Origin of the sequence: Hymenobacter mellowenesis, from assembly GCF_030581005.1 — a bacterium.
Taxonomy (GTDB): domain Bacteria; phylum Bacteroidota; class Bacteroidia; order Cytophagales; family Hymenobacteraceae; genus Hymenobacter; species Hymenobacter mellowenesis.
The window spans coordinates 64414-85388 of sequence record NZ_JAUQSX010000001.1 but is presented as its reverse complement, the minus strand read 5'-3'; the positions used below and the strand labels follow the sequence as shown (position 1 = coordinate 85388).

General features: G+C 65.5%; 20 protein-coding genes. 10 read left to right on the top strand and 10 right to left on the bottom strand.

The window, feature by feature from the left end; translation table 11 throughout:
• The first annotated feature begins 161 nt into the window (after nt 1–161).
• Entirely contained in the window at nt 162–296 is a 135-nt protein-coding gene (locus Q5H92_RS00360) for a hypothetical protein (protein WP_305009452.1), read from the top strand.
• A 122-nt stretch (nt 297–418) separates the two neighbouring features.
• Here the strand turns inward: Q5H92_RS00360 and Q5H92_RS00355 are convergent, their stop codons facing one another.
• The 9 genes from Q5H92_RS00355 to Q5H92_RS00315 form a co-directional block, all read right to left on the bottom strand.
• The gene (locus tag Q5H92_RS00355; RefSeq protein WP_305009451.1) at nt 419–1027 is read right to left on the bottom strand and encodes a tetratricopeptide repeat protein; all 609 of its coding nucleotides are present in this window, start codon (nt 1025–1027) and stop codon (nt 419–421) included.
• Nucleotides 1015–2331, bottom strand: a complete 1317-nt coding sequence (locus Q5H92_RS00350) for a hypothetical protein (RefSeq protein WP_305009450.1) — start codon at nt 2329–2331, stop codon at nt 1015–1017. The genes Q5H92_RS00355 and Q5H92_RS00350 overlap by 13 nt, the downstream gene beginning before the upstream one ends.
• A complete protein-coding gene (locus tag Q5H92_RS00345; protein WP_305009448.1) occupies nt 2328–4682 on the bottom strand; it encodes an urea transporter in 2355 nt (784 codons plus the stop codon). The genes Q5H92_RS00350 and Q5H92_RS00345 overlap by 4 nt, the downstream gene beginning before the upstream one ends.
• Nucleotides 4683–4947: 265 nt before the next feature.
• On the bottom strand, nt 4948–6291 hold the full coding sequence (locus Q5H92_RS00340) for a type III PLP-dependent enzyme domain-containing protein (protein WP_305009447.1): 1344 nt from the start codon (nt 6289–6291) through the stop codon (nt 4948–4950).
• A 70-nt stretch (nt 6292–6361) separates the two neighbouring features.
• Nucleotides 6362–7420, bottom strand: a complete 1059-nt coding sequence (locus Q5H92_RS00335) for an ATP-grasp domain-containing protein (protein WP_305009445.1) — start codon at nt 7418–7420, stop codon at nt 6362–6364.
• Between the two features lie 6 nt (nt 7421–7426).
• Nucleotides 7427–7666: an HPr-rel-A system PqqD family peptide chaperone gene (locus Q5H92_RS00330; protein WP_305009444.1), complete on the bottom strand. Its 240-nt coding sequence runs from the start codon at nt 7664–7666 to the stop codon at nt 7427–7429.
• A 182-nt stretch (nt 7667–7848) separates the two neighbouring features.
• Nucleotides 7849–9771, bottom strand: coding sequence for a T9SS type B sorting domain-containing protein (locus tag Q5H92_RS00325; protein ID WP_305009443.1), 1923 nt, complete (start codon nt 9769–9771; stop codon nt 7849–7851).
• A 185-nt stretch (nt 9772–9956) separates the two neighbouring features.
• Complete coding sequence (locus Q5H92_RS00320; protein WP_305009442.1) at nt 9957–10154, bottom strand: hypothetical protein; 198 nt, start codon at nt 10152–10154, stop codon at nt 9957–9959.
• A gap of 230 nt (nt 10155–10384) precedes the next feature.
• Nucleotides 10385–11557, bottom strand: coding sequence for a cytochrome-c peroxidase (locus Q5H92_RS00315; protein ID WP_305009441.1), 1173 nt, complete (start codon nt 11555–11557; stop codon nt 10385–10387).
• Between the two features lie 478 nt (nt 11558–12035).
• Here Q5H92_RS00315 and Q5H92_RS00310 point away from each other — a divergent pair, with 478 nt between their 5' ends.
• From Q5H92_RS00310 to Q5H92_RS00270, 9 genes are all read left to right on the top strand, one after another.
• Nucleotides 12036–13151 (top strand): sensor histidine kinase, encoded by a 1116-nt coding sequence (locus Q5H92_RS00310; RefSeq protein WP_305009440.1) that lies wholly within the window; start codon nt 12036–12038, stop codon nt 13149–13151.
• Nucleotides 13152–13171: 20 nt separating this feature from the next.
• Nucleotides 13172–13897 (top strand): LytR/AlgR family response regulator transcription factor, encoded by a 726-nt coding sequence (locus tag Q5H92_RS00305; RefSeq protein ID WP_305009439.1) that lies wholly within the window; start codon nt 13172–13174, stop codon nt 13895–13897.
• Nucleotides 13898–13970: 73 nt separating this feature from the next.
• Nucleotides 13971–14195 carry a DUF1153 domain-containing protein gene (locus Q5H92_RS00300; RefSeq protein ID WP_305009438.1) on the top strand — a complete coding sequence of 75 codons (225 nt, stop codon included), beginning with the start codon at nt 13971–13973 and terminating at the stop codon, nt 14193–14195.
• 253 nt (nt 14196–14448) lie between these two features.
• Nucleotides 14449–16188: a circadian clock protein KaiC gene (gene kaiC, locus Q5H92_RS00295; protein ID WP_305009437.1), complete on the top strand. Its 1740-nt coding sequence runs from the start codon at nt 14449–14451 to the stop codon at nt 16186–16188.
• A 63-nt stretch (nt 16189–16251) separates the two neighbouring features.
• Nucleotides 16252–16566, top strand: coding sequence for a circadian clock KaiB family protein (locus tag Q5H92_RS00290; RefSeq protein ID WP_305009436.1), 315 nt, complete (start codon nt 16252–16254; stop codon nt 16564–16566).
• Nucleotides 16567–16573: 7 nt separating this feature from the next.
• Complete coding sequence (locus Q5H92_RS00285) at nt 16574–16921, top strand: circadian clock KaiB family protein (RefSeq protein WP_305009435.1); 348 nt, start codon at nt 16574–16576, stop codon at nt 16919–16921.
• Nucleotides 16914–18635, top strand: coding sequence for a sensor histidine kinase (locus tag Q5H92_RS00280; protein WP_305009434.1), 1722 nt, complete (start codon nt 16914–16916; stop codon nt 18633–18635). The genes Q5H92_RS00285 and Q5H92_RS00280 overlap by 8 nt, the downstream gene beginning before the upstream one ends.
• A gap of 54 nt (nt 18636–18689) precedes the next feature.
• The gene (locus tag Q5H92_RS00275; RefSeq protein WP_305009433.1) at nt 18690–19109 is read left to right on the top strand and encodes a response regulator; all 420 of its coding nucleotides are present in this window, start codon (nt 18690–18692) and stop codon (nt 19107–19109) included.
• Nucleotides 19110–19114: 5 nt separating this feature from the next.
• Nucleotides 19115–19564 (top strand): GNAT family N-acetyltransferase, encoded by a 450-nt coding sequence (locus Q5H92_RS00270; protein ID WP_305009432.1) that lies wholly within the window; start codon nt 19115–19117, stop codon nt 19562–19564.
• A gap of 113 nt (nt 19565–19677) precedes the next feature.
• Here Q5H92_RS00270 and Q5H92_RS00265 read toward each other — a convergent pair whose 3' ends face one another.
• Nucleotides 19678–20730, bottom strand: a complete 1053-nt coding sequence (locus tag Q5H92_RS00265; RefSeq protein WP_305009431.1) for a LacI family DNA-binding transcriptional regulator — start codon at nt 20728–20730, stop codon at nt 19678–19680.
• Between the last annotated feature and the right edge of the window lie 245 nt (nt 20731–20975).

Here is a 20975-nt window from a genome sequence, read left to right as displayed (position 1 = left end):
CCGGTCCCGGCCGGGGCCAAAAGGCGGGCTGGTCGGTGCGGGCGGGCCGCTGGTCGATTGCGCGGGGCATTGGCGGCGGCGCCCCGCACTTTTGCTTTGGTCGGCCGGGTTCTGCACCGCCGCGCCGCCATCCCAGGTTTCACCCTTTTTGCCCTTATCCCATGCATCGTTATCAGGAAGACGAGTTTGATTCCCAACTCCGTGCCGTGCTCAAAGCCGACGAGTTTGCCAAGTTCCGGGCCAAGCGCGCCGCCCAGAAGCGGGCCTTCCGGCCCGGCCGCCGCCCCAATAAGTAAGGCCGGTTGCGGCGCTGGTGGCCAGTTGGTTGCTGTGATTACAGCAGTCCGTCATGTCTCGGCAAGCCTGACATGACGGACTGCCTGGCCTGGCTAACCTACGACCCCGCCCCTGCGTCGTTCTACAGGCGCTTGAGGCCGGCGGTGGCCGCCGCATCGCCGGGGCGGATGAGCAGGGCCTTGGTGTAGAGGGCGCGGGCTTCGGCTTTCTTGCCGAGGTTGAGGTAGGACCAGGCCAGCGAGATGTTGGAATCGTAGTCGAAGGGGTAGAGGTTCACCACGCGCTCGAAGTAGCGGGCGGCCTGGGCGTAGGCTTTGCGGTTGAGGTAGATAACGCCAATCCAGTAGTTGGCCTGGGTGTTCTGCGCGTCGATTTTAAGAATGTCGGCATAGAGGTTTAGCATTTTCTCCACCTGGCCCAGCGCGTTCAGGGGCTTCACCAGGCCAAACTTGGGCTCCAGGGCGTAGGGGCGCTGCTCCACGGCTTTCTGGTAGTGGGCGGCGGCGGCCGTGTAGTTTTTGGCCAGGAAATAGAGCCAGCCCAGGCGCAGGTTCTGCTCGTAGGTACCGGTGTAAATGGCCTTGAGCGGCGCGATGGCGTCGGCGTAGTCGGCCTTGGCTTCGGCGGCGTAGCTGCTGGCAAAGGCGGGGGCCTGGTCGGCCTGGGCCCAGGCCGTGGCCGGGGCGGCACACACCAACGCGGCGGAAAAGGTCAGCTTTACCAGGTCCATGCGAGGGCGGTGGTTAGGGAGGTCAAAGTGTAGGGGTTGCCGTTGATGGCATCGCGCCGCTGCTCGGCGCCGAGGCTGAGGCGCAGCAGCAGCGGGCGGCTCAGCAAAATAAGCAGACTGGCGCTGCCGCGCTGCCGCACGGCATCGAAAAGGTTGTAGACGTAGGTGCCGTCGAGCTCGGCCAGCACGGGCACTTGGCCCAGGCCGCCGTAGGCCTCGGCCCACACGCGGCGGTGCAGCCGGCCGCCCACGCCCAGCACGCCGTTGGGATAAGAGCGGCCGCCGGAGCGCACCACGCTGGCCCGCCCGAAACCATACAGACGCAGGTTGCCCAGCGGGTACACGGTCAGGCGCAGGTCGGCCTGCTGGCGAGCCGTGTCGGTGAGGGTACCGAAGTAGTAGCCGGCCTGGGCCGTCCAGTAGGGGCGGGCGTAGGCCAGCGCGGCGTAGCCCAGGCGGTCGGGGGCCAGCTCCTGTCGGCCAAAGTCGCTGCTGAGCGAGTGGTAGGCCGCCAGCGCGCGCCAGCGCGGGGCCAGCTGCACGCCCAGCAGCGCGTGGTACTGGTTCTGGCGCACGCCGTAGCGCTCCCCAAAGCGGGGCCGGCGCGGGTCGGGCAGTTCAATTTCCTGGCCGAAGTGGCTCACGTTCTGGGTCAGGGTCAGGCGCGGGCCGAGGCGGCTGCTCAGGCCCAGGCGCACGTATCCGGCCCCGCCGCGGTGCTGGTTGCTGGTGTGCTGGCCACTGGCTTCCAGCTCCACGCGCGTGACGGCCCGGAAGCCCACCAGGTGCAGCGGCCGGCGCAGCGAGTCGGGCAGGGCGCGGGCCAGCAGGGCGGCCGGGCCGGGCTGGTTCAGCTCGAGGTAGGCCAGGGCGAGGCCGTAGCGGGCGGTGGTGTCGAGCGGGTTTTCGCGCAGGGCGCGACCGTAGTGGCGCAGGGCCAGGGCCGGGCGGTCCTGGGCCAGGGCAGCCTGCCCCAGGCGGCGGCGCAGGGCCGGGTAGTCGGTGCCCAGGGCCAACGCGGCGCGGCCTACGGAGTCCAGCTCGGCCCAGCGGTACTGGGTGGCGAGGGCCTGGGTGAGGCTGTCGGCGTAGGCGAAGTTGAGGAGCTGCTGCCCGTGGGCCGGGGCGAGGCAGAGCAGCAGGCATGCCAGCAGCAGCGGCAGGAACAGGCAGGAACCGGCGGTCCGGTCCGACCGGTTGTCGGCCGAACGAACCCCGCCGTGCAGATGACAACTGGTCGGACCGCCTGGGACGGTCGGACCGGGAGGAAAGTGGCAGGTGAACGGAGTTGGTTTTCTGTTCATGCCGTGGCCAAGGAAAAAGTCAGATTCAGCGCCTCGCCCGGGCGGTGCACGCGCAGGGCAGTTAGGGTGCCGTCTTCCACCAGCAATTCGGCAGCCTGGATTTCGTGCTCCTGGCCAAACCAGGCCACGGCCACGCGGCTGCGCAGGCACACAGCGCGCCCCGGCCAGCCGGCTGGGCCGCTGGGCTCTTCTTCGAGCTGGAAAGTGGGCCGCACGAAGCGGTAGAACGGCGCCAGTACATCCTGCACCCAGGCCAGCACGGGGTTCTTCACCACGGTCAGAGGAAGGGCATCGTACACCACCTGGCCCGGCAGGCTGGCCAGCGGCACCCGGTAGGCCGCCTGGTAGAAACGGTAGAGCCAGGAGTCTTCGGCCCCGTAGAAGGCCGTGAAGTAGAACACCGAGGCATCGCCGCCAAAATAGGCCACCGCGCCCGTGGCGTGGCAGCGCAGGTAAGGCAGGTTGTAGGCATCAGTGAAAACTTCCCAGCGCTGGGCCGGGCTGTCGGGGGCATCGGCCGCGCGCACGGCCAGCGCGTAGCCAGGCGGGAAACGTAGCGCCTGGCTTAGGGAGCGGTTGAAGGCGGGCGGGCGCACGGTTTCGCCCGCCATGGGCACAGCGAAGTGGCGCAGTTGCGGCGTTTTCGCCCCGTTGACTGTGCTATCCGATGGCCTGGACAGCGTCTCCCGCTCGATGGACACGTCTTCCCTCTTTAAGGAAGGCATAACCATTGAGAGGGAAGGCTTATCCATTGAGAGAGAAAGCACATCCATTGAATCGGATTTGGCCTTCCAAGGTTCGGCCACGAAGTAAGCTAGCGGGTACACTAGCGTCTTCGAGCCCACGTAGGGCGTGGTCTGCACCTGGAAATGCAGGTGTGGCTCGGGCGAGCGGCCCGAGTTGCCGCAGGTGCCGATGATTTCGCCGCGGCTCACGAAGTCGCCAATTTTCACCGGCACTGAGTGGGCGCGCAGGTGCGAGAGCTGCGAGTACAGGCCGGGCGCGTGGCGCAGCACCACGGTGTTGCCCCAGTTCTGGGCTAGGTTCACTTCGCCCACGGCGTTGTCTTCAATGTGCTGAATGACTTCCTCTACCACACCGTCGGCGGGGGCCAGCACGGGCTTGTTATAGGCGTAGAAATCCGAAGGCGAGAGGCCGGCGCCCTGGTAGGTGCGGCCGTCGGCGTCCACGATGGCGAAGTCCAGCGCCTGGGCCCAGTCCCCGAGGTGGGTGGGGCCGCCGTCGGCGTAGCCCTGGGTGCAGGTCCAGGCGCCTAAGAAGGGTAGGGTGAGGGACACCGCGCCCGGGGCGGGCAGCCGTTCGCGGTCAGTGGCGTAGGCGTAGAGGTTGCGCTCGGGCGAGTAGCGCTGCACCGGCGTGAGCACGAGGCTCGGGCCGGGCCGCTCGCGCAGCAGCAGCACATACAGGAAGAGCAGCGCCGTGCCGCAGTAGGGCAGCGAGAGCGCCGGCAGGCCCAGCCGGTCGAGCAGCGCCGTGCCGGCCGCCAGCAGCAACACCGTCACCAGCACGCTGCCCAGCGCCCATCCGTAGCTGGCCGGCGAAGGAATCACAAACACGCTGCCCACCGCAATGGCTGCCACGATGTAGTTGGCCCCCAGGTTGTATTCGTTGATGCCGCCTGTGGCTGGCCCCGTTAGCACGCTCAAGCCATAAGCTCCCAAAAACGCCAGCCCCGACAGCGAAAACGCAATGCGCGAGTGCCACAACAGCCCGCCGGCGACCAGCAGCCCGGCGGCGGCGCTGTCCTGAAACAGCACCGAGCCCAGGGCCCGCAGGTAGGTGGCCAGCAGCGGCGGCCAGGGCCAGTCGCCCACCCATTGGGCCACCGCCACCAGGCGCGGGCCGCCCAGGGCGTACACTTCATTAAGCCAGTAGAGGCTGCCCTCGCCAGCCGGCAGGTGCAGCAGCGGGTCGCCGCCCAGCAGCAGCAGCCACACTGTGCCCACAAAGGGCAACGACAGAAACGGCAGCCCCCGGCCCCCCAGCCAGCCGCCCAGGGCCACGCTCAGCAGCAGGGCCACGCCGGCGCCCACCACCACCAGCCCCGCCAGCGCCCACCCCGCCGGGTAGAACGAGGCCAGCGCCAGCCCGGTGAGCAGGGCGTTGAAGCTGTAGGCGCCGCGGTCCGTCCACTCCCGGTTGAAGCCCGCCGCCCGGGCCCCGGCCACCGCCAGCGCCGCGCTGGCCAGCCCCGCCACCCCGGCTGCCGGGTGGCTGAACGAAACCAGCAGCAGCACCCACGCAAAGCCCCGGTGCTGCGAGAAGAACAGCATGGCGTAGCTATGCAGCACGGCGCGGAAGAAGGAGGAGGTGGAAGAACTATTTGTCATTGCGAGTGAAGCGCAGCGGAACGCGGCAAACGAAGTTCAGCGTAGCTAATCCGTCGTATAAACGCGACCAACCTGATAAACTCAGACGGCTTTCAATTGGGAGATGTACTTGGATTAGGAGGTATGCTTGGACGAGTTGGGGAGAAGAGAATTTAGAGGTCAAGGAAGCTGGTCGCGACGAGAGGACAGATTAGCTACGCTGAACTTCGTTTGCCGCGTTGAGCTGCGCTCCACTCGCAATGACAGACGAGGCAAGAGGCACGAGTTACAACAAATGCGCCGGCACCGCTTCCAACTGCTGCAAATATTCCAGCGTTTCGGCGGCCCGGATTACGTGTGGCTGGCCGGCCTGGTCGATGAGCACCACGTTGGGGCGCAGGTTGATGAACTGCTGCCACTGGCTCATGTTGTAGGCGCCCACCTTGTGCACCACCACGATATCGCCGGGCGCGAGCAGGGGCAGGGCGATGCTCTCGCGCAGCATGTCGATGTTCATGCACAGCGGGCCGTAGAGCACGGTGGGCTCGGCAGCGGTGGAAAACTCGCGGGTGGGGCTGATGTGGTGGTCGTACCAGAAGGAGGTGAAGAGCAGGTTCACGCCAAAGTCGAGGATGGTGGCGCGGCGGCCGTCGGCCAGGCGCTTGTTGGCCAGCACCGTGCCGATGAGCGAGCCCGCCTCATCCACCAGCGCGCGGCCGGCTTCGAGCACCAGCAGCGGCAGTTCATCGGGCGGGAAGCCGGCGCCCAGCAGTGCCCCGGCCACGGCTTCGGCGTAGTCGTCCAGGGGCGGCACGGTGTCGGTGGCGGGCAGGTAGGCGCCCTTCAGCGTGTTGGTCGAAGGGAAACCGCCCCCCAGGTCCAGGTAGTGCACGGCCGTGTGCAGCTCCTGCGCGCAACGCCGGGCCAGCGCCGCCAGCTTGGTGGCTGCCGCGCCGTAGGCCGCCGGCTGCAGCACGTAGGTGCCAATGTGGCAGTGCAGCCCCACCAGCGCCAGCCGCCCCGAGCACGCCACGCGGCCCAGCGCCTGCCAGGCTTCGCCGTTCTCCAGGTTGAAGCCGAACCGGTCCCACTGCGGCACAATGCCGGCATCAAGGTTCACGCGCAACGCCACGCGGGGACGGCGGGCGCGGCCGGCAGCCACGTCCAGCAGCAGGTGCAGCTCGTCGGCATTATCCAAGTGAATAACGGCATCGACCTCGCAGGCGCGCTCCAAATCGGCCCGCCGCTTGCCGGGGCCATTGAAGAGAATGTGCGGGCCGGGCACGCCGTTGCCCAAGGCCTTTTCCAGCTCCATACCGCTCACCACCTCGGCCCAGGCTCCTTCCTGATGAAACACTCGACACACCGCGTTCAAATAGTTCGTCTTGTACGACCATGCCAGCTGCACCCGCGGGTAGCGCGTGCCGAAGGCCCGCACCGCCGCTTGGTAGCTGCGGCGCAGCTGCCGCTCGCTCAGCACAAACAGGGGCGAGCCGAACCGCGCCACCAGTTCCGCCACCGCCACGCCATCGAGGGCCGTCACGGCCCGGGCCCCGGCGCGCGGCCCAAACTTATTGGGCATGCCGGCCGTGAGCTTGCGGAGGGTGGGGCGTTCGTAGGGGAGTTTCATGGGTGGGATTTTAAGAACGTCATGCTTCGCTGCGCTCTGCATGACGTTCTTTTGATGGCGTTCAACCGGCTCAAAGTTCGCCCAGCGCGGCCACTTGCTGGAACTGGGTGTGGTCGGTAATCAGGTCCCAGGCATAGCGCACGAACATCTTGCCCACAGCGTAACCATCCATCATCGGCACCGGCAGGTCCAGCGCTAGGCGCAGCAAGGCGGCGGGCTGGTTCTGGCCGGCGGCGGCCGTCAGGTATATCCAGGCCGGGAAGCGCGGGTTGATTTCCATGATGAACAGCTCGCCAGTGGCCGCGCGCATGATTTCCAGCTCGAAGCCGCCGCGCCACTTCGTGGCTTCGGCGAAGCGGCGGGCCAGGGCCAGCAGGGCCTCGTCTTCGAGGGTGATGCCGGCCCAGGCCTTGCCCTTGTCGGTGATGGTGAGCTTGCGCATGGGCACCACGCTCAAGGCGCGCCCGTGGCCGTCGCCCAGCCCTGCGATGTTGATTTCCTGCCCCGCCACAAATTGCTGCGCGATGAGCGGCACGCCCCATTGCCCGGCCAGCCGCCCAAACGCCTGCTCGGCCTGCACTAGCGAGTGTACCACGGCGGCGTCGTAATAGCGGCCCTTCAGCACCAGCGGCCAGCCTAGTTCCTCGGCGGCGGCCAGCAGCTCCCCGGCGTGGAGCAGCGGGCGACTGGCCGGCACATGTAGCCCGTGCGCCGCCCCGAAAGCGGGCAGGTTGAGCTTGTCGCGGGCCTCCAGCTGGGCCAGCGTGGGCAGAAACGTGCGGATGCCCAGCGCCCGCAGCTGCGGCTCCAGCTTGATGAAGTTGAACAGCTCGGCGTCGAAATTGGGGATGAGCACGGCCACGTCTTCTTGCTCCTTGATGTACTGGAGCCGTTCGAGCAGCGCCGCCGTGCCGGCCGAGGGGTAGGGCAGCTGGTAGGTGCGGTCCACCATGTCGCGCAGGTAGATGCCCGGCTCCAGCGCCTCGTAGCTCAGCCCGATGACGCGCAGGTCGAAGTCCACCGTTTCGCGCAGGGCGCGGATGACGGCCACGCCCGGCCCGGGGCTGTCGGTGGCGTTGAGGCCGGTCACGGCCACGGTCAGGCGCGGGCGGGTAGCGGAAAGAAGCACGGTGGGTTAGTCTAGCAGATTGAATTCACGCAACTGGGCCAGCAGGTCGTCCCAGTCCTTTTCGAGCTGGCCGGGGGCCACGTCGTAGTGCTCCAGGATGTCGGCCTTGATGGCGGCGGCCTCCTGCCCGGCCTTGGTGCGCGCCAGGATGTCGGCCGCCAGCGGGTTGGCCGCGAACGAGTCGCCGGTAGCGGGGTTGAAGACAAACCCGGCTTCGCTGGTGGCAATGTTCTTTTTGAGCTTCATGGAGGGGAGACGGGGAGGAAGAAGCAGTTGAAATTGGGTTCTAAAAGGCCGTCATGCTGAGCGTAGCCGAAGCATCTCTACCGCTCCGTTACAACGGAATTGGTTAGTTACGCAGTAGAGATGCTTCGGCTACGCTCAGCATGACGTTCTCATTCACTGTGCTAAATAGCGGCTTCCACTCCTTACGGCACCACCTCCACCCAGCCCTTAAATTTACGGCCGTCGGTGTAGGTGACGAGGTAGTAGTACATCCCGCCCGTCCCGGCGCCGCTCCAGCGGAAGTCGCGCGCCTCCGACTCGTACACCTTCTGCCCCCAGCGCGAGAAGATTTTGATGGCCGCAAATTTACGGTCGCAGAAATCCACCGGCAGGCTGGGCATCCTGAACTCGTCGTTCACGCCGTCGGCGTTGGGCGTGATGATGTTGGGCGGAATGAACGTTTGCGTCTCGCCCGCCGGCACCACCTCAAAGCGCACCAGGCGCTCCTGCGGCACGGGCACGCAGGGCCCGGTTTCGGCCAGCCCAAAGCGCACCAGCAGGCCACCGCCCTCGCCGGCTGCCGCCACCGCCGTGCACGTCGGCTCCCAGCTGAAGGTGCCGCTGGCCTGCCCCGTGCCGTTTTGGGCGGCAAACTGCATGCCCACGGCGCCCAGGTCGAAGCCCACGCCGGTGGCCGTCATCGTCAGGGCGTCGCGGTCGGCGTCGGTGCCGGCCAGGGTGGCGGTGTAGCGCTGGCCGATGACAACGCGCACCACGGCGGGCGCCTGGTCCGACACGGGCAGCGGCGCCGGCGGCAAGGTGCTGGTGAGCACCGGCGCCGCGTTGGGCGCCAGCGCGGCCGTGAAGGCCACCCGCACGGTATCATGCTTGGGCAGGCTGCAGCCGTTGTCGGCCACAATGATGTCGAGCAAATACACCTTGCCCTTGGTGTCGGTGCAGGCCGGGAAGCAGAGCGTGGCCGTGAGCGTATCGGCGGCGGTGCGGACCGTGCCGCTGGTGCTGGTGGTGAAGGCCACGGCCGGCGTGGTGAAATTCACCGGGCGGGCGCTCATGCTGAGCACCGAGTTGGGGTCGGCATCGGTGTAGCGAATGGTGAGGCAACGGTTGCCACCGGGCAACAGGCGCAGCGTGTCGCGGCCCGGGCGGTAGGTGACGAGGCTGCCGGCGGCGCGCACTTGGGCTTTGGGCGCCACGTTGGTGGGGCAGGCCAGCACGTAGAGCTGGAAGTCGCGGCGCGTTTCGCCAATTTTCACGCCCCGGCGGTATTCCGAGCAGCGCACCCCGAACACGAACAAGCCCAGGTTGCTGGGCCGCACCGTGAGGCGGCCGGTACGCGCGTTGATGCCCAGGGTGGGCGCGCCCGGAATCTGGTTGGCGGTGCCCAGGCCCGCGTTCCAGGTGATAGTGGAGTAGGGGGCCGGGCTGGGCGTGGGGGCGGTGTTGCCCACGGCGGCCGTGGCGTGGCCATTGAGGGGCGTCACCATGTCGTAGGCCAGCGAGTCGCCGTCCACGTCCTGCCCGCCGAAATCGTAGTAAAACAGCTCGTTACGGCAGGCATAATCGCCCAGGGGCGGGAAAATGCGGGGCGTCGAGTCGATGAAAGCCGCGCCCGCGCGCACCACGGCCGGAAACTCCAGGTAAAAGGTTTGGGCCGCGCCGCCGGGGTTCACAATGTTGCTGATGGTGATGTTGCGGCAGCAGCGCTCCACGGCCACGTAGTAGCCGGTGGCGTTGGTGTAGGTGGCAGCATCGAGGGTAATGTCTTTGGCATACACCAGCTTGCGAGTGCTCAGCCCCCCCACCGAACAGACTGGGTTGGTATACTGCACGAAGGTGTTGCTGGTGAGCGGCAGCACCACGTTGGCCATGCGCTGGTTGGTGCCTTTGGCAAAAATGCCGGCCGTCAGTTCCTGGTCGAGGGCGTTGGGGTCGCCGTTGATGGCGTCGAAATACAGGTTGAGCGTGAGGGCGTAGGTGCTGCCGGACTTGTGCTGCAAATCCAGCTCGCCGCCCACGATGTGCGTGGCCGAAGCCCCCAGCGGCGCCAGCAGCAGCCCCAGCAACAGCCACGGAGAAGAACACAGAGCCGTCCAGAAACGCTTCATAGTGAGATAGTAGTAAATGTTCGATATTGAGTAGTAAGATGTTGTTTCAAATAGTGCCGCTTTAAAGAGTCGCCTGTTACGGAAGGTTAATTTACTCAAAATCAATGCAAAATTCACGTCTTACCCAATGCCGGGCCCCGCTCCGAAGAGCCGGGCCCGGCCGGGTAGAACAAACCTTCCGCGGCTTAGCCGGCCCCGCCCGACGAGCTGCTGCTCGTGGTGGTGGGCGGGGTAGTGGTAGTCGGCGTGGTCGGCGTGGTGGTTTTCTTGTTCTGGCAACCGCCGCTGGGGCTCACGTTGTCTTTCTCGCAGCCCGAGAAACTGCTCATGGAGCAAATCAGCGCGGCAGCGCTGACAATGCGAAGAATGGAAGTGGTACGCATAAAACTAAATGGGAAAAAGGGTGAAAAAAATGAATTGGGTTGAAGGGAAGGCGGGGAAGGTGGGAAGAGGAGGAGGTGGGAAGGTGTGGAGAGGGAAGAAGGAACGTCATGCTGAGCGCAGCCGAAGCATCTCTACCGCTTTGTTGCAGTCGGCATTAGTTAGTTCTGAGGTAGAGATGCTTCGGCTGCGCTCAGCATGACGTCCTTTTCCGGCATCTCATCTCCCCCTCTCACAAATTGCCTCCTACGGGCAGGCCGCTGGGCACGCTGACGGGCACGGTGCGGTCGTAGCTGGCGGCGGTGAGCGACTGCAGGAAAGCGATGATGTTGGCCGGGTTGGCCACGCGGCCCGGAAACAGCGGGTCGCGCTGGGCCACGCTCACGTGCGGATTGAGGGAAGGGGCCTGGCCGCCGCGGCCGGGGTCGTAGAAGTTCAGCACAGCCTGCAGGTTGGCCAGGGTGCCATCGTGCATGTAGGGTGCCGTGAGGGCCACGTTGCGCAGGCTGGGCGTGCGGAAGGCGTAGGTGCCGTTCAGGCCCGAATCGGAGGTGGGGTTCTTGGGGTTGTCGGCCACGCCCAGCACGTGGGTTTTGTAGTCGCTCAGCATGGGGCCGCTGTGGCATTTGGCGCAGCCGCTGGTCACGAAATCATTCAAACCCTGCACCTGCTGGGACGTGAGGGCCGACGTTTCGCCGCGCTTGTAGCGGTCGAAGGGCGAATCAGTTGCCACCAGCGTGCGCTCGAAGCAGGCCAGGGCCTTGCCGATATTGACGCTATTAACCGGCGCCGTCTCCGCAAACGCGGCGCTGAACATAGCCGCGTACGCCGGAATCCGCCGCAGCCGCGCCACCACCGAATCGAGGGCCACGCCCTCGGCGTACTGGTGCCCGCGCATCTCCTCCAGCGTGGCCACGGGCAGCAGCGACTGCGCCTCTAGCGACTGCGCCCGCATGTCCCAGAACATGGCAGCCGTGGTGGGGTCACAGCTGCCGTCGGCGTGCAGGCCGTTGAAGGCGGCGTTGAGCACCGTGGGCGAGTTGCGCTTCACGAAGGGAATGTCATTCGGCGCGCGGAAGCGGCGGCTAGTGCCCAGTCCCTGGCCGTTGGCCCCGATGCTCAGGTCCACGGCGTCGGCGTAGCCGTTGGCGGGGTGGTGACAGCTGGCGCAGCTCACGTCCTTGCCTCCGGACAGCACGGGGTCCCAATACAGAGCGCGGCCGAGGGCAATTTTCGCGGGGCTGCCGGGGTTGTTGGCCGGGGCGGGCGCCACCAGCGGCAGGGCCGCGAGGTCGGCCAGGTCGGCGGCGTTGGGGTCGGCGGCTTGCTTCTGGCAGGCCACTACGATAAGCAGCACGGCGGCCGCCAGCATCGATGCAACCCGGGGAAGTATAGAAGCGGCCATAGCGGAGCGGGAAGTGGAAGGCGGGGAGGGAACCGTTGGACTCGTTACTTCAAATTTGCTTGCGTGATAGGAGGCATTCCAACTGCAATCGGCGAGTTGCGGGGCGGCGTCGCCGAGTTGGCAGTTTGATTGGGTAAGTCCGGCCCCCGGTCTTTCAGCCGCCGCTGATGTGAGGGCCGGCGCCCCAAACCGCCGACTAGCCGACGAACCCGCCCGGCTGGCCGATACCACCCAGTGCGCCATAGGCGCCGGTTGTAGCTTGCGGCGGTGAAAAGGCTGCTTCACTGGTTCGTTCCGACGGGGCGCCTCACCCCCTGACCCCCTCTCTTCAGGGAGAGGGGGCACCAGTTATGCTTCTGACGGCTGGCTCCCCTCTCCTTTGGTTTTGCGCTTCAAGCGAACCGGGCCGGGGGTGAGGCGCCACACAGGCGAAGAAGTAGAGAGCCTAACTCAACCCTCAGCACTCAACCCTTTTTAAATGCCCTTACCACTACTCCGCTCTGCTTCCACGCTGCTGCTGCACGCCCTGGTGTGGGGCTTGGTAATGGTGCTGCTCTGGGCCCAACAGCCCGACTACCCCGGCCCGAAGCCCACCGAGTTCTGGCTGACGCAGGCCGTGGTGCTGGGCCTGTTGGTGGGCGTGTTCTACCTGAATGTGGCCTGGGCCGCGCCGCGCCTGCTCTACGGCGGCAAGTGGTGGGCCTATGTGGGGCTGAACGCGGCCTTGGTGCTGGCGGTGCTGGCCATCCACCAGCAGGTCGAAACCCGGCTGGACGTGCCCGAGCTGGTGGCCACCGCCCGCGAAGCGGTGCTGAACCCGCCCAACCCATGGTCGGGCCCGCGCCCGCACCCGCAGCTGGGGCCCGAGGAAGGCCGGCCGCTGTTCAACAGCGGCGTGCTGCTCATCACGCTCATGGTGCTGGGCATTGCCACCAGCCTGGCGGCCATGCAAAAGGGCCAGCGCGATGCCGAAAGCCGCCTGGAGCTGGAGCGCCGCCAGGTAGCCACCGAACTGAGCCTGCTGAAGGCCCAAATTAACCCGCACTTCTTCTTCAACACCCTCAACAACATCTACGCCCTCACGCTGCTCAACGCCGACCAGGCCCGCGCCGCCCTGCACCGTCTCTCGCGCATGATGCGCTACGTGCTGTACGAGTCGCCGGCCGGCCATACGCGCCTGAGCCAGGAAATCGATTTTTTGCAGGACTATATCGACCTCATGCACCTGCGCCTTACCAACAAGGTGCAGGTGCAATTTGAGCGGCCCGACCCGCTCAGCCCCGACCCGTTCATTGCGCCCATGCTGTTTCAGCCCTTCGTCGAAAACGCCTTCAAGCACGGCGTGAGCGCCACCTCGCCCAGCCGCATAAGCATTGCGCTGCGCCAGCCCACGGCCCACACCGTGGAGCTGTGCGTGCGCAACACCGTGTTTCCCGACCGGCCCGACGAGGCCGACGACGACGAGCCCGGCGGCATCGGCCTGGTGAACACCCAGCGCCGCCTCGATTTGCTTTACCCCCAGCAGCACACCATCCACGTCGTGCCCCGCACGGCCTCCAACGAGTACGAAGTATGTCTCCAGCTGAATCTGTAACCCCGCTTGTCATCAACTGCATGGCCGTCGACGACGAGCCGCTGGCCCTGGGCCTGGTCTGCTCCTTCATTGAGCAAACGCCGTTTCTGCGCCTCGTTGGCCGCCACGAAAGCGCCGTGGCCGCCCTCAAAGCCCTGCATGAGCAGCCCGAAATCCAGCTGCTGTTTCTCGACATCAAGATGCCCGACCTCAGCGGCCTGGAGCTGGCCCGGGTGCTGCAGCGCGGCCCGCGCGTCATCTTCACCACCGCCTTCAACCAATATGCGCTCGAAGGCTTCCGCGTCGATGCGCTCGACTACCTGCTCAAGCCCTTCAACTACGAGGAGTTTCTGCGCGCCGCCCTCAAGGCCAAAACCTACTTCGAGCTGAAGCAAACCCAGGCCGCCAACGCCGCCGCGCCCGCCCCCGTCGCCCCGGAGCCCGAGCAAGACCACATTTACCTCAAAGTGGAATACCAACTGGTGCGCGTGGCCCTGGCCGACATCGTGTATGTGGAGGGCCTCAAGGACTACGTGAAGGTGCACCTGGCCAGCCAGACGCGGCCGCTGCTCTCGCTCACCAGCCTGCGCAGCATGGAGGAAAAGCTGACCGCCAGCAAGTTTCTGCGCATCCACCGCAGCTATATCGTGGGCTTAGGGCACATCCAGGCCGTGGGACGCGGCACGGTGCAGATTGCCGGCGAAACCCTGCCCGTGAGCGACGGCTACCGGGAGGCCTTCGACCAGTTTTTCAGCCGCTGGAAATAATTGCCGAGGGGCGCAACCGAAAGCCGAAAAATTCACTCAGGCTTAATAAATATCCGAGTATCTTGCCGTGTCTATGAGCGAGTCTGAGCCCAATTATTTCGACACCGACGGCCGCCCCGAGCCGGCCCGCGATGCCAGTGCCGACGCCGAGCGCAAGCTCAAGGTGTGGGCTGTGCTCAACGCCGTGGAGCAGGGCCTCATGGATGCCGACGAAGCCTGCGCCGCCTACGGCATCAGCGCCGGCGAAATGGACGAGCACCGCGCCGGCTGGCTAGATTTTGAGGCGGGGAGCCGGTAGGAACGTGCCGGCGGGGAACCTCACCCCCTGACCCCCTCTCCAAAAGAGAGGGGGCACCGGCCATGCGCGGACTGTAGCGTGGACTCTGCGAGTCCGCGCATGGCAGAACGTTCGCCCCGGTGCGGACTCGCAGAGTCCACGCTACAACTCGTCAGGCTCCTCTCTCTTTTGGAGAGGGGCCGGGGGTGAGGTTCCCCAGTCGCGCCGCCGCGCATTTCCTACCGATTACCTTTACCAGGTTATCCCCTTTTTCATGCAGGAAAATACTCTGTCCAGGCCGGCCGCACTGCCTCAGCTGCCCAAATCGCCCACCGGCATCGAGGGGCTCGATGAAATCACCGAAGGCGGGCTGCCGAAGGGCCGGCCCACACTCATCTGCGGCAGCGCGGGCTGCGGCAAAACGCTGATGGGCATTGAGTTCCTGGTGCGCGGCATTCAGGAATTCGATGAGCCGGGCGTGCTTATGGCCTTTGAGGAAACCGGCGAAGAGCTGGCCGCCAACGTGGCCTCGCTGGGCTTCGACCTCAAGGACCTGCAGGAGCGCAAGATGCTGCGCGTCGACCACGTGCACGTCGACCGCTCCGAGATTGAGGAAACCGGCGAGTACGACTTGGAGGGCTTGTTCATCCGGCTGGGCTACGCCATCGACTCCATCGGGGCCAAGCGCGTGGTGCTCGACACCATCGAGTCGCTGTTTTCGGGCTTCCCCAACCAGGGCGTGCTGCGCTCCGAAATCCGCCGCCTGTTCCGCTGGCTCAAGGACCGGGGCGTGACCACCGTCATCACCGCCGAGCGCGGCGACGGCACGCTGACTCGTCAGGGGCTGGAAGAGTACGTGTCGGACTGCGTGATTCTGCTCGACAACCGTGTGATTGACCAGATTACCACCCGGCGGCTGCGCATTGTGAAGTACCGCGGCAGCACCCACGGCACCAACGAATACCCTTACCTGATAACCGAGGACGGCATTTCGGTGCTGCCCGTGACGTCGCTACGCCTGGAGCACGAAGTGTCGAACAACATCGTGTCGTCGGGCATTCCGGCGCTGGACGAGATGTTTGGCCGGCGCGGGTTTTACCAGGGCAGCAGCGTGCTCATCACCGGCACGGCCGGCACGGCCAAAACTACGCTGGCCTCGGCCTTTGCCGAAAAAATCTGCCAGCAGGGCCAGCGCTGCCTGTTTTTTGCGTTTGAAGAATCGCCGCAGCAGCTCATCCGCAACATGGGCTCGGTGGGCATCGACCTGCAAACCCACGTGCGCGAAAACCGCCTGCGCATCGAGGCCTCGCGCCCCACGCTCAACGGCCTGGAGCAGCACCTTGTCACGCTGCACCGGCTGGTGAAGGAGTTCCGGCCCGACGCCGTGGTCATCGACCCTATCACCAACCTCATCACCGTCGGCAACGTGTCGGAGGTGCGCAGCATGCTCACCCGGCTCATCGATTTTCTGAAGGTGAGTGGCATCACGGCCTTCTTCACGGCGCTGGTGAACGGCGGCGCGGGCCGGGCCGAAATGACGGAGGAAGGCGTGTCGTCGCTGGTCGATACCTGGATTTCGGTGCGCGACCTGGAGGGCATCGGCGAGCGCAACCGCGGCCTGAGCATCCTCAAATCGCGCGGCATGGCCCATTCCAACCAGGTGCGCGAGTTCATCGTGACCGACCACGGCATTGAGTTGCTCGACGTGGTGCTGGGCCCGACGGGCATCGTGACCGGCGCCGGCCGCCTCACCCAGCAGCTCGAAGAGCACGCCCAGACCCTGGCCGTGCAGCAGGAAGCCGAGCGCCGCGACCGGGAGCTGGAGCGCCGCCGCCGCATGCTCGAAGCCAACATCGCCAACCTGCGCACCGAGTTCGAGAGCGTGGAAGAAGAGCTGCGCCAAATCAGCACCCACGAGCAAAGCCGCCAGCAGGCCCTGACCACGGGCAAGCAGCGCATCACGGCGGCCAACCCCCCGGCCCAAACCGCACCCACCCCCGAAAGCGGCCAATAAGGTCAATTATTACGTTACGTACCGCAACGGTGTCGCCCCGCTCGCGCGCTCCCCACTCTTTCCATGGCAGAAGATTTTAACGACCCCCTCGACACCGAGACCTGGGAGCTGCGCTTGTACGTAGCCGGCCAGACGCCCAAGTCGGTGACGGCCGTGGCCAACCTGCGCAAGTACTGTGAGCAACACCTCAAAGGGCGCTACAAACTGGAGGTGGTCGACCTGCTGGTGAACCCGCAGCTGGCCGAGGGCGACCAGATTCTGGCCATTCCCACGCTGGTGCGCAAGGTGCCCGAGCCCATCCGCAAAATCATCGGCGACCTCTCGAACGAGGAGAAGGTGCTGGTGGGGCTCGACGTGCGCCCAATAATCAGCAAATAGCCCGGCCATGGAACCCGAACCATTTCCGGATTTTCTGGACCCGACGCCCGCCGACAACGGCCCCGAGTACGTGCTACACCTCTACATCACGGGGGCCACGGTGAACTCGACGCGCGCCGTGCGCAACATCAAGGACATCTGCGAGCAGTACCTGAAAGGGCGCTACGAGCTGCTGATTGTGGATATTTTTCAGCAGCCCGAGCTGGCTCAGCAGGAAGACCTCATCGGCGTGCCCACCCTCATCAAGCTGAAGCCCGGCCTGGTGCGCCGCCTGGTGGGCGACCTTTCCGACCGCGAACGGGTGCTCAAAGCCCTGGGCCTTAACGCTGCCGACGGCGCGCCCGGCCATGAGTGAAGCCCCGCTGCCCACCGCCGCCGAGCTGGCCCGCGCCAACGAGGAGCTGCGCTACCAGCTGGAGGAAGCGCACGACCTCATCCACGCCATCCGGACCGGGGCCGTGGACGCGCTGGCCGTGCAGGGCACCGAGGGGCCGCGCATTTTCACGCTGCAAGGGGCCGACCAGGGCTACCGCACCCTCATTGAACAGATGAACGAGGGCGCCCTGCTGCTGAGCGAAGACGCCACTGTGCTCTACTGCAACGCCTGCCTGGCCGGCCTGCTCGAATGCGACCTGAGCGAGGTGATGGGCAGCGCATTTGAAACCTTTGTGCCGCTGGCGTTTCAGGAGTACTGGGCCGGGCTGCTGCTGAAAGGCTGGGAAGGCAAGAGCAAGGGCGAGCTGCCGCTGCAAACGCGTAGCGGGGCGCTGGTGCCGTTTTCGGTGAGCATGAATGTGCTGAGCTTCAACGAGACGCCCACCCTGGCGGTGATAGTGACGGACCTCTCGGCCCGGCGCGAAATCACGGCCATTCGGGCGCAGGTGGCCGAGCAAAACGCCCTGCTCGACCGCACCAACGCCGAGCTGAAGCGCGAAGAAGCCGCCCGCCTGGCCGGCGAGCGCGCCGCCGCCGAAGCCAGCCGCATGCTCGAAGGCATTTCGCAGATTGCCTGGACCGTGAGCCCGACCGGCGCCAACACCTACCGCAACCGCCGCTGGTACGACTACATTGGGCAGGCGCCCGGCGAAGGTCCCGGCATCGGCCGCGCCTGGCGTGAACGCCTGCACCCCGACGACGCCGCTGCCACCCTGGCCCGCTGGGACGAAAGCCTGCGCACCGGCGCCCCGTACGAGGTGGAATGCCGCCTGCGCGACGGCGCCGGCGGCTACCGCTGGATGCTGGGCCGGGCCCAGCCCTCGCGCAACGAACAGGGCGAAATCGTGCAGTGGATTGGCACTTACACCGACATCCACGAGCACAAGCTGGCCCTGGAGCGCATCGACCAGGGCCAGCGCGAACTGCGCGACAACAACGACCAGCTCACCCGCGTGAACGTGGATTTGGACAACTTCATTTACACCGCCAGCCACGACCTGAAGGCGCCCATCAGCAACATCGAGGGCCTGCTTGATGCCCTGCTGGCCGAGCTGCCCCCCGAGGCCAGCCAGCACGAGCCCGTGCAGCCCATTCTGGCCCTCATGCACGACTCGGTGAACCGCTTCAAGCGCACCATCGAGCAACTGACCGACGTGAGCAAGCTGCAAAAAGAGCACGGCCTGCCCACCGAGCCCGTGGACCTGGCCGCCGTGGTGCGCAACGTGCGCCTCGACCTGGAACCGCTCATCCAAAGCTCCGGCGCCCAGCTGGAGGTGGATGTGGACGCCGCGCCCAATGTCATGTTTTCGGAGAAAAACCTGCGCTCCGTGGTGTTCAACCTGCTCTCGAACGCCCTCAAATACCGCGCGCCCGACCGGGTGCCCCAAGTGCGCCTGCGCGCACGCCCCGAGGGTGACGCCGTGGTGCTGGAAGTGCAGGACAACGGCCTGGGCCTCGACGCGGCCAATAAGCAGAAGCTGTTCGGCATGTTTCAGCGCTTTCACGACCACGTGGAGGGCTCGGGCATTGGCCTGTATATGGTGAAGAAGATGGTGGAAAATGCCGGCGGGCGCATCACGGTGAAGAGCGAACTGGGGCAGGGCTCTACTTTTCTGGTGTACTTTAGCCGGTAGGCCACCCTCACTTGCGTCCTGCTTCGGGGCGGCCGTGGCCCGTTGCTGATTCCCATGCAAAAGCTCACCTGCGCCCTGCTCGTCGACGACGACCAGACAACCAACTACCTCAACCAGTTATTAATTAAGCGGTTGAATATTACGGACAATCTGCTCGTGGCACTCAACGGCCAGGAAGCGCTGGAACTGGTGAAAATCCATTGCCAGATGGCCACGCCCGACTGCCCCGCCCTGATACTGCTGGACGTGAAGATGCCGGTGATGGACGGCTTTCAGTTTCTGACGGCTTACAACGAGCTGCCGCTGCCGGAAAAAGAATCCATCATCATCGTTATGCTCACCACCTCGCTGCATCCGCAGGACGTGGACCGCGTGCAAAGCCTCAACATTGGCGGCTTCCTCAACAAGCCCCTGACCAAGGAAAAGCTGAACGACGTGCTGAAAAACCATTTCAACCGCCATTTGCCGGAGTAAACCCCATGCTACGCCTCGTCCGCACCACTTCCGACAACGCTGATTTCCGGGCGCTCGTGCAGTTGCTCGACCAGGATTTGGCCCACCGCGACGGGGCCGAGCACGCCTTCTACGCGCAGTTCAACAAGATTGACAAAATCAACCACGCCGTGGTGGCTTACCAAGATGACGAACCCGTAGGCTGCGGCGCCATCAAGGAATTCGACGCCAATCAAATGGAGGTCAAGCGCATGTTTGTGCAACCGGCGCACCGTGGCACGGGCGTGGCCCCCGCCTTGTTGGCCGAACTGGAGGGCTGGGCGCGCGAGCTGGGCTACGCCGCCTGCGTACTCGAAACCGGCAAAAAGCAGCCAGAGGCTATTCGGCTTTATCAAAAAAGCGGCTACGATTTCACGCCGAACTACGGGCAGTACATCGGCGTGGATAATAGCGTGTGCTTGCGCAAGGCGCTTTAGCAGAACGACGTAGGGGCGGGGCTTGCCCCTGCCCCTACGTTGAACGGAATCGTTGTAATGGCGTAGGCGCCCGGGCGGGGGCAAGCCCCGCCCCTACGTCGTTTACTATCTTCTCACCGCACCACGCTTTCCTGCGAGCGGTGCAAGGACGAGTTGCGAATCACCAGCTCGGGCTTGAGGATGAGGTGGGGCGGCGTGTAGGCCGGGCCGCGCTTGAGCAGCTGCAGAAACAGGCGCACGGCAGTTTCGCCCATCTGCTCGGGGCGCTGGTCGATGACGGTGATTTGCGGTTGCGTCATGGCTGTGAAGGGGTCGTTGCTGAAGCAGGCGATGGCCAGGTCCTGCGGCACGCGGCGGCCCTGGTCGCGCAGCACCTCCATGGCGCCCACCGTGGGGATGGCGTAGGCCGCAAACACGGCGTCGAGGCCGGCATTGAGGGCCAGCAGGTGCTGCATGCCCAGGCGGCCGGCCTCGTGGGTGAGGGCCGGCAGAGAGTAGGTCCATTCCTCTTCGTAGTTGAGGCCGTGGGCGCGCAGGGCTTCGCGGTAGCCCAGGTAGCGGTTGCGGCTGGTGTTGAGGTGCTGTGGACCGGCCAGGTGGGCAATGCGCGTGCAGCCCTGCGCAATGAGGTGGGCCACGGCCCGGTAGGCGCCCTGGAAGTCATCGAGAATCACGGCCATGCTGTGGGGCAGCTCGGGTACGCGGTCGAAAAACACCAGCGGAATACCCTGGCGCCGCACCTGCTCGAAGTGCTGGGTTTCGAGGTGCGTGGTGGCCGATACGGAGATGAGAATGCCTTCGACCTGTGCATCGAGGAAGGTTTCGATGTTGCGCTGCTCGCGCTGCACGTCTTCGTTGCTCTGGCACATGAGCACGTTAAAGCCTTCGCGGGTGGCCACTTTTTCGATGCCGTTCATCACGGCCGGAAAAAAATAACCCTTGATGTGGGGCACAATCACGCCCAGCGTCTTGCTGTGGCCTTTGCGCAGGGCGGCGGCCAGCTGGTTGGGGCGGTAGCTGAGCTGCTGGGCCAGCTCGCGCACCCGCTGCTTGGTACTTTCGCTGATGTCCTTATGGTCGGCCAGCGCCCGCGAAACCGTTGAAATGGAAAGGTTAAGCTGCTGGGCTAAGTCGCGGATGGAAGTTTGTTGTTTTTTAGCGGCCATGGGGCAAGGGCGTAAGGAAAGCAGAAAGGAGGTACGGAGCTGGTGTTACCGTGAGGGCACAAATTCCTCCAAAGTACCCCCGAAAACCGGGCCGGCAAGCTCATGGGTAGCGCACGCGTGGCCGCTGTGGCGGTAGAGGCGTTGGTTTCGGCCGGGAGCCGCGCGCTCACGTAAGCAGAAGGGAGGCCGGGCCGGCAAGTCTGGCCGGGTTTCTACCTTTGCGCCCCTTAAGCCTGCAAAGCCCC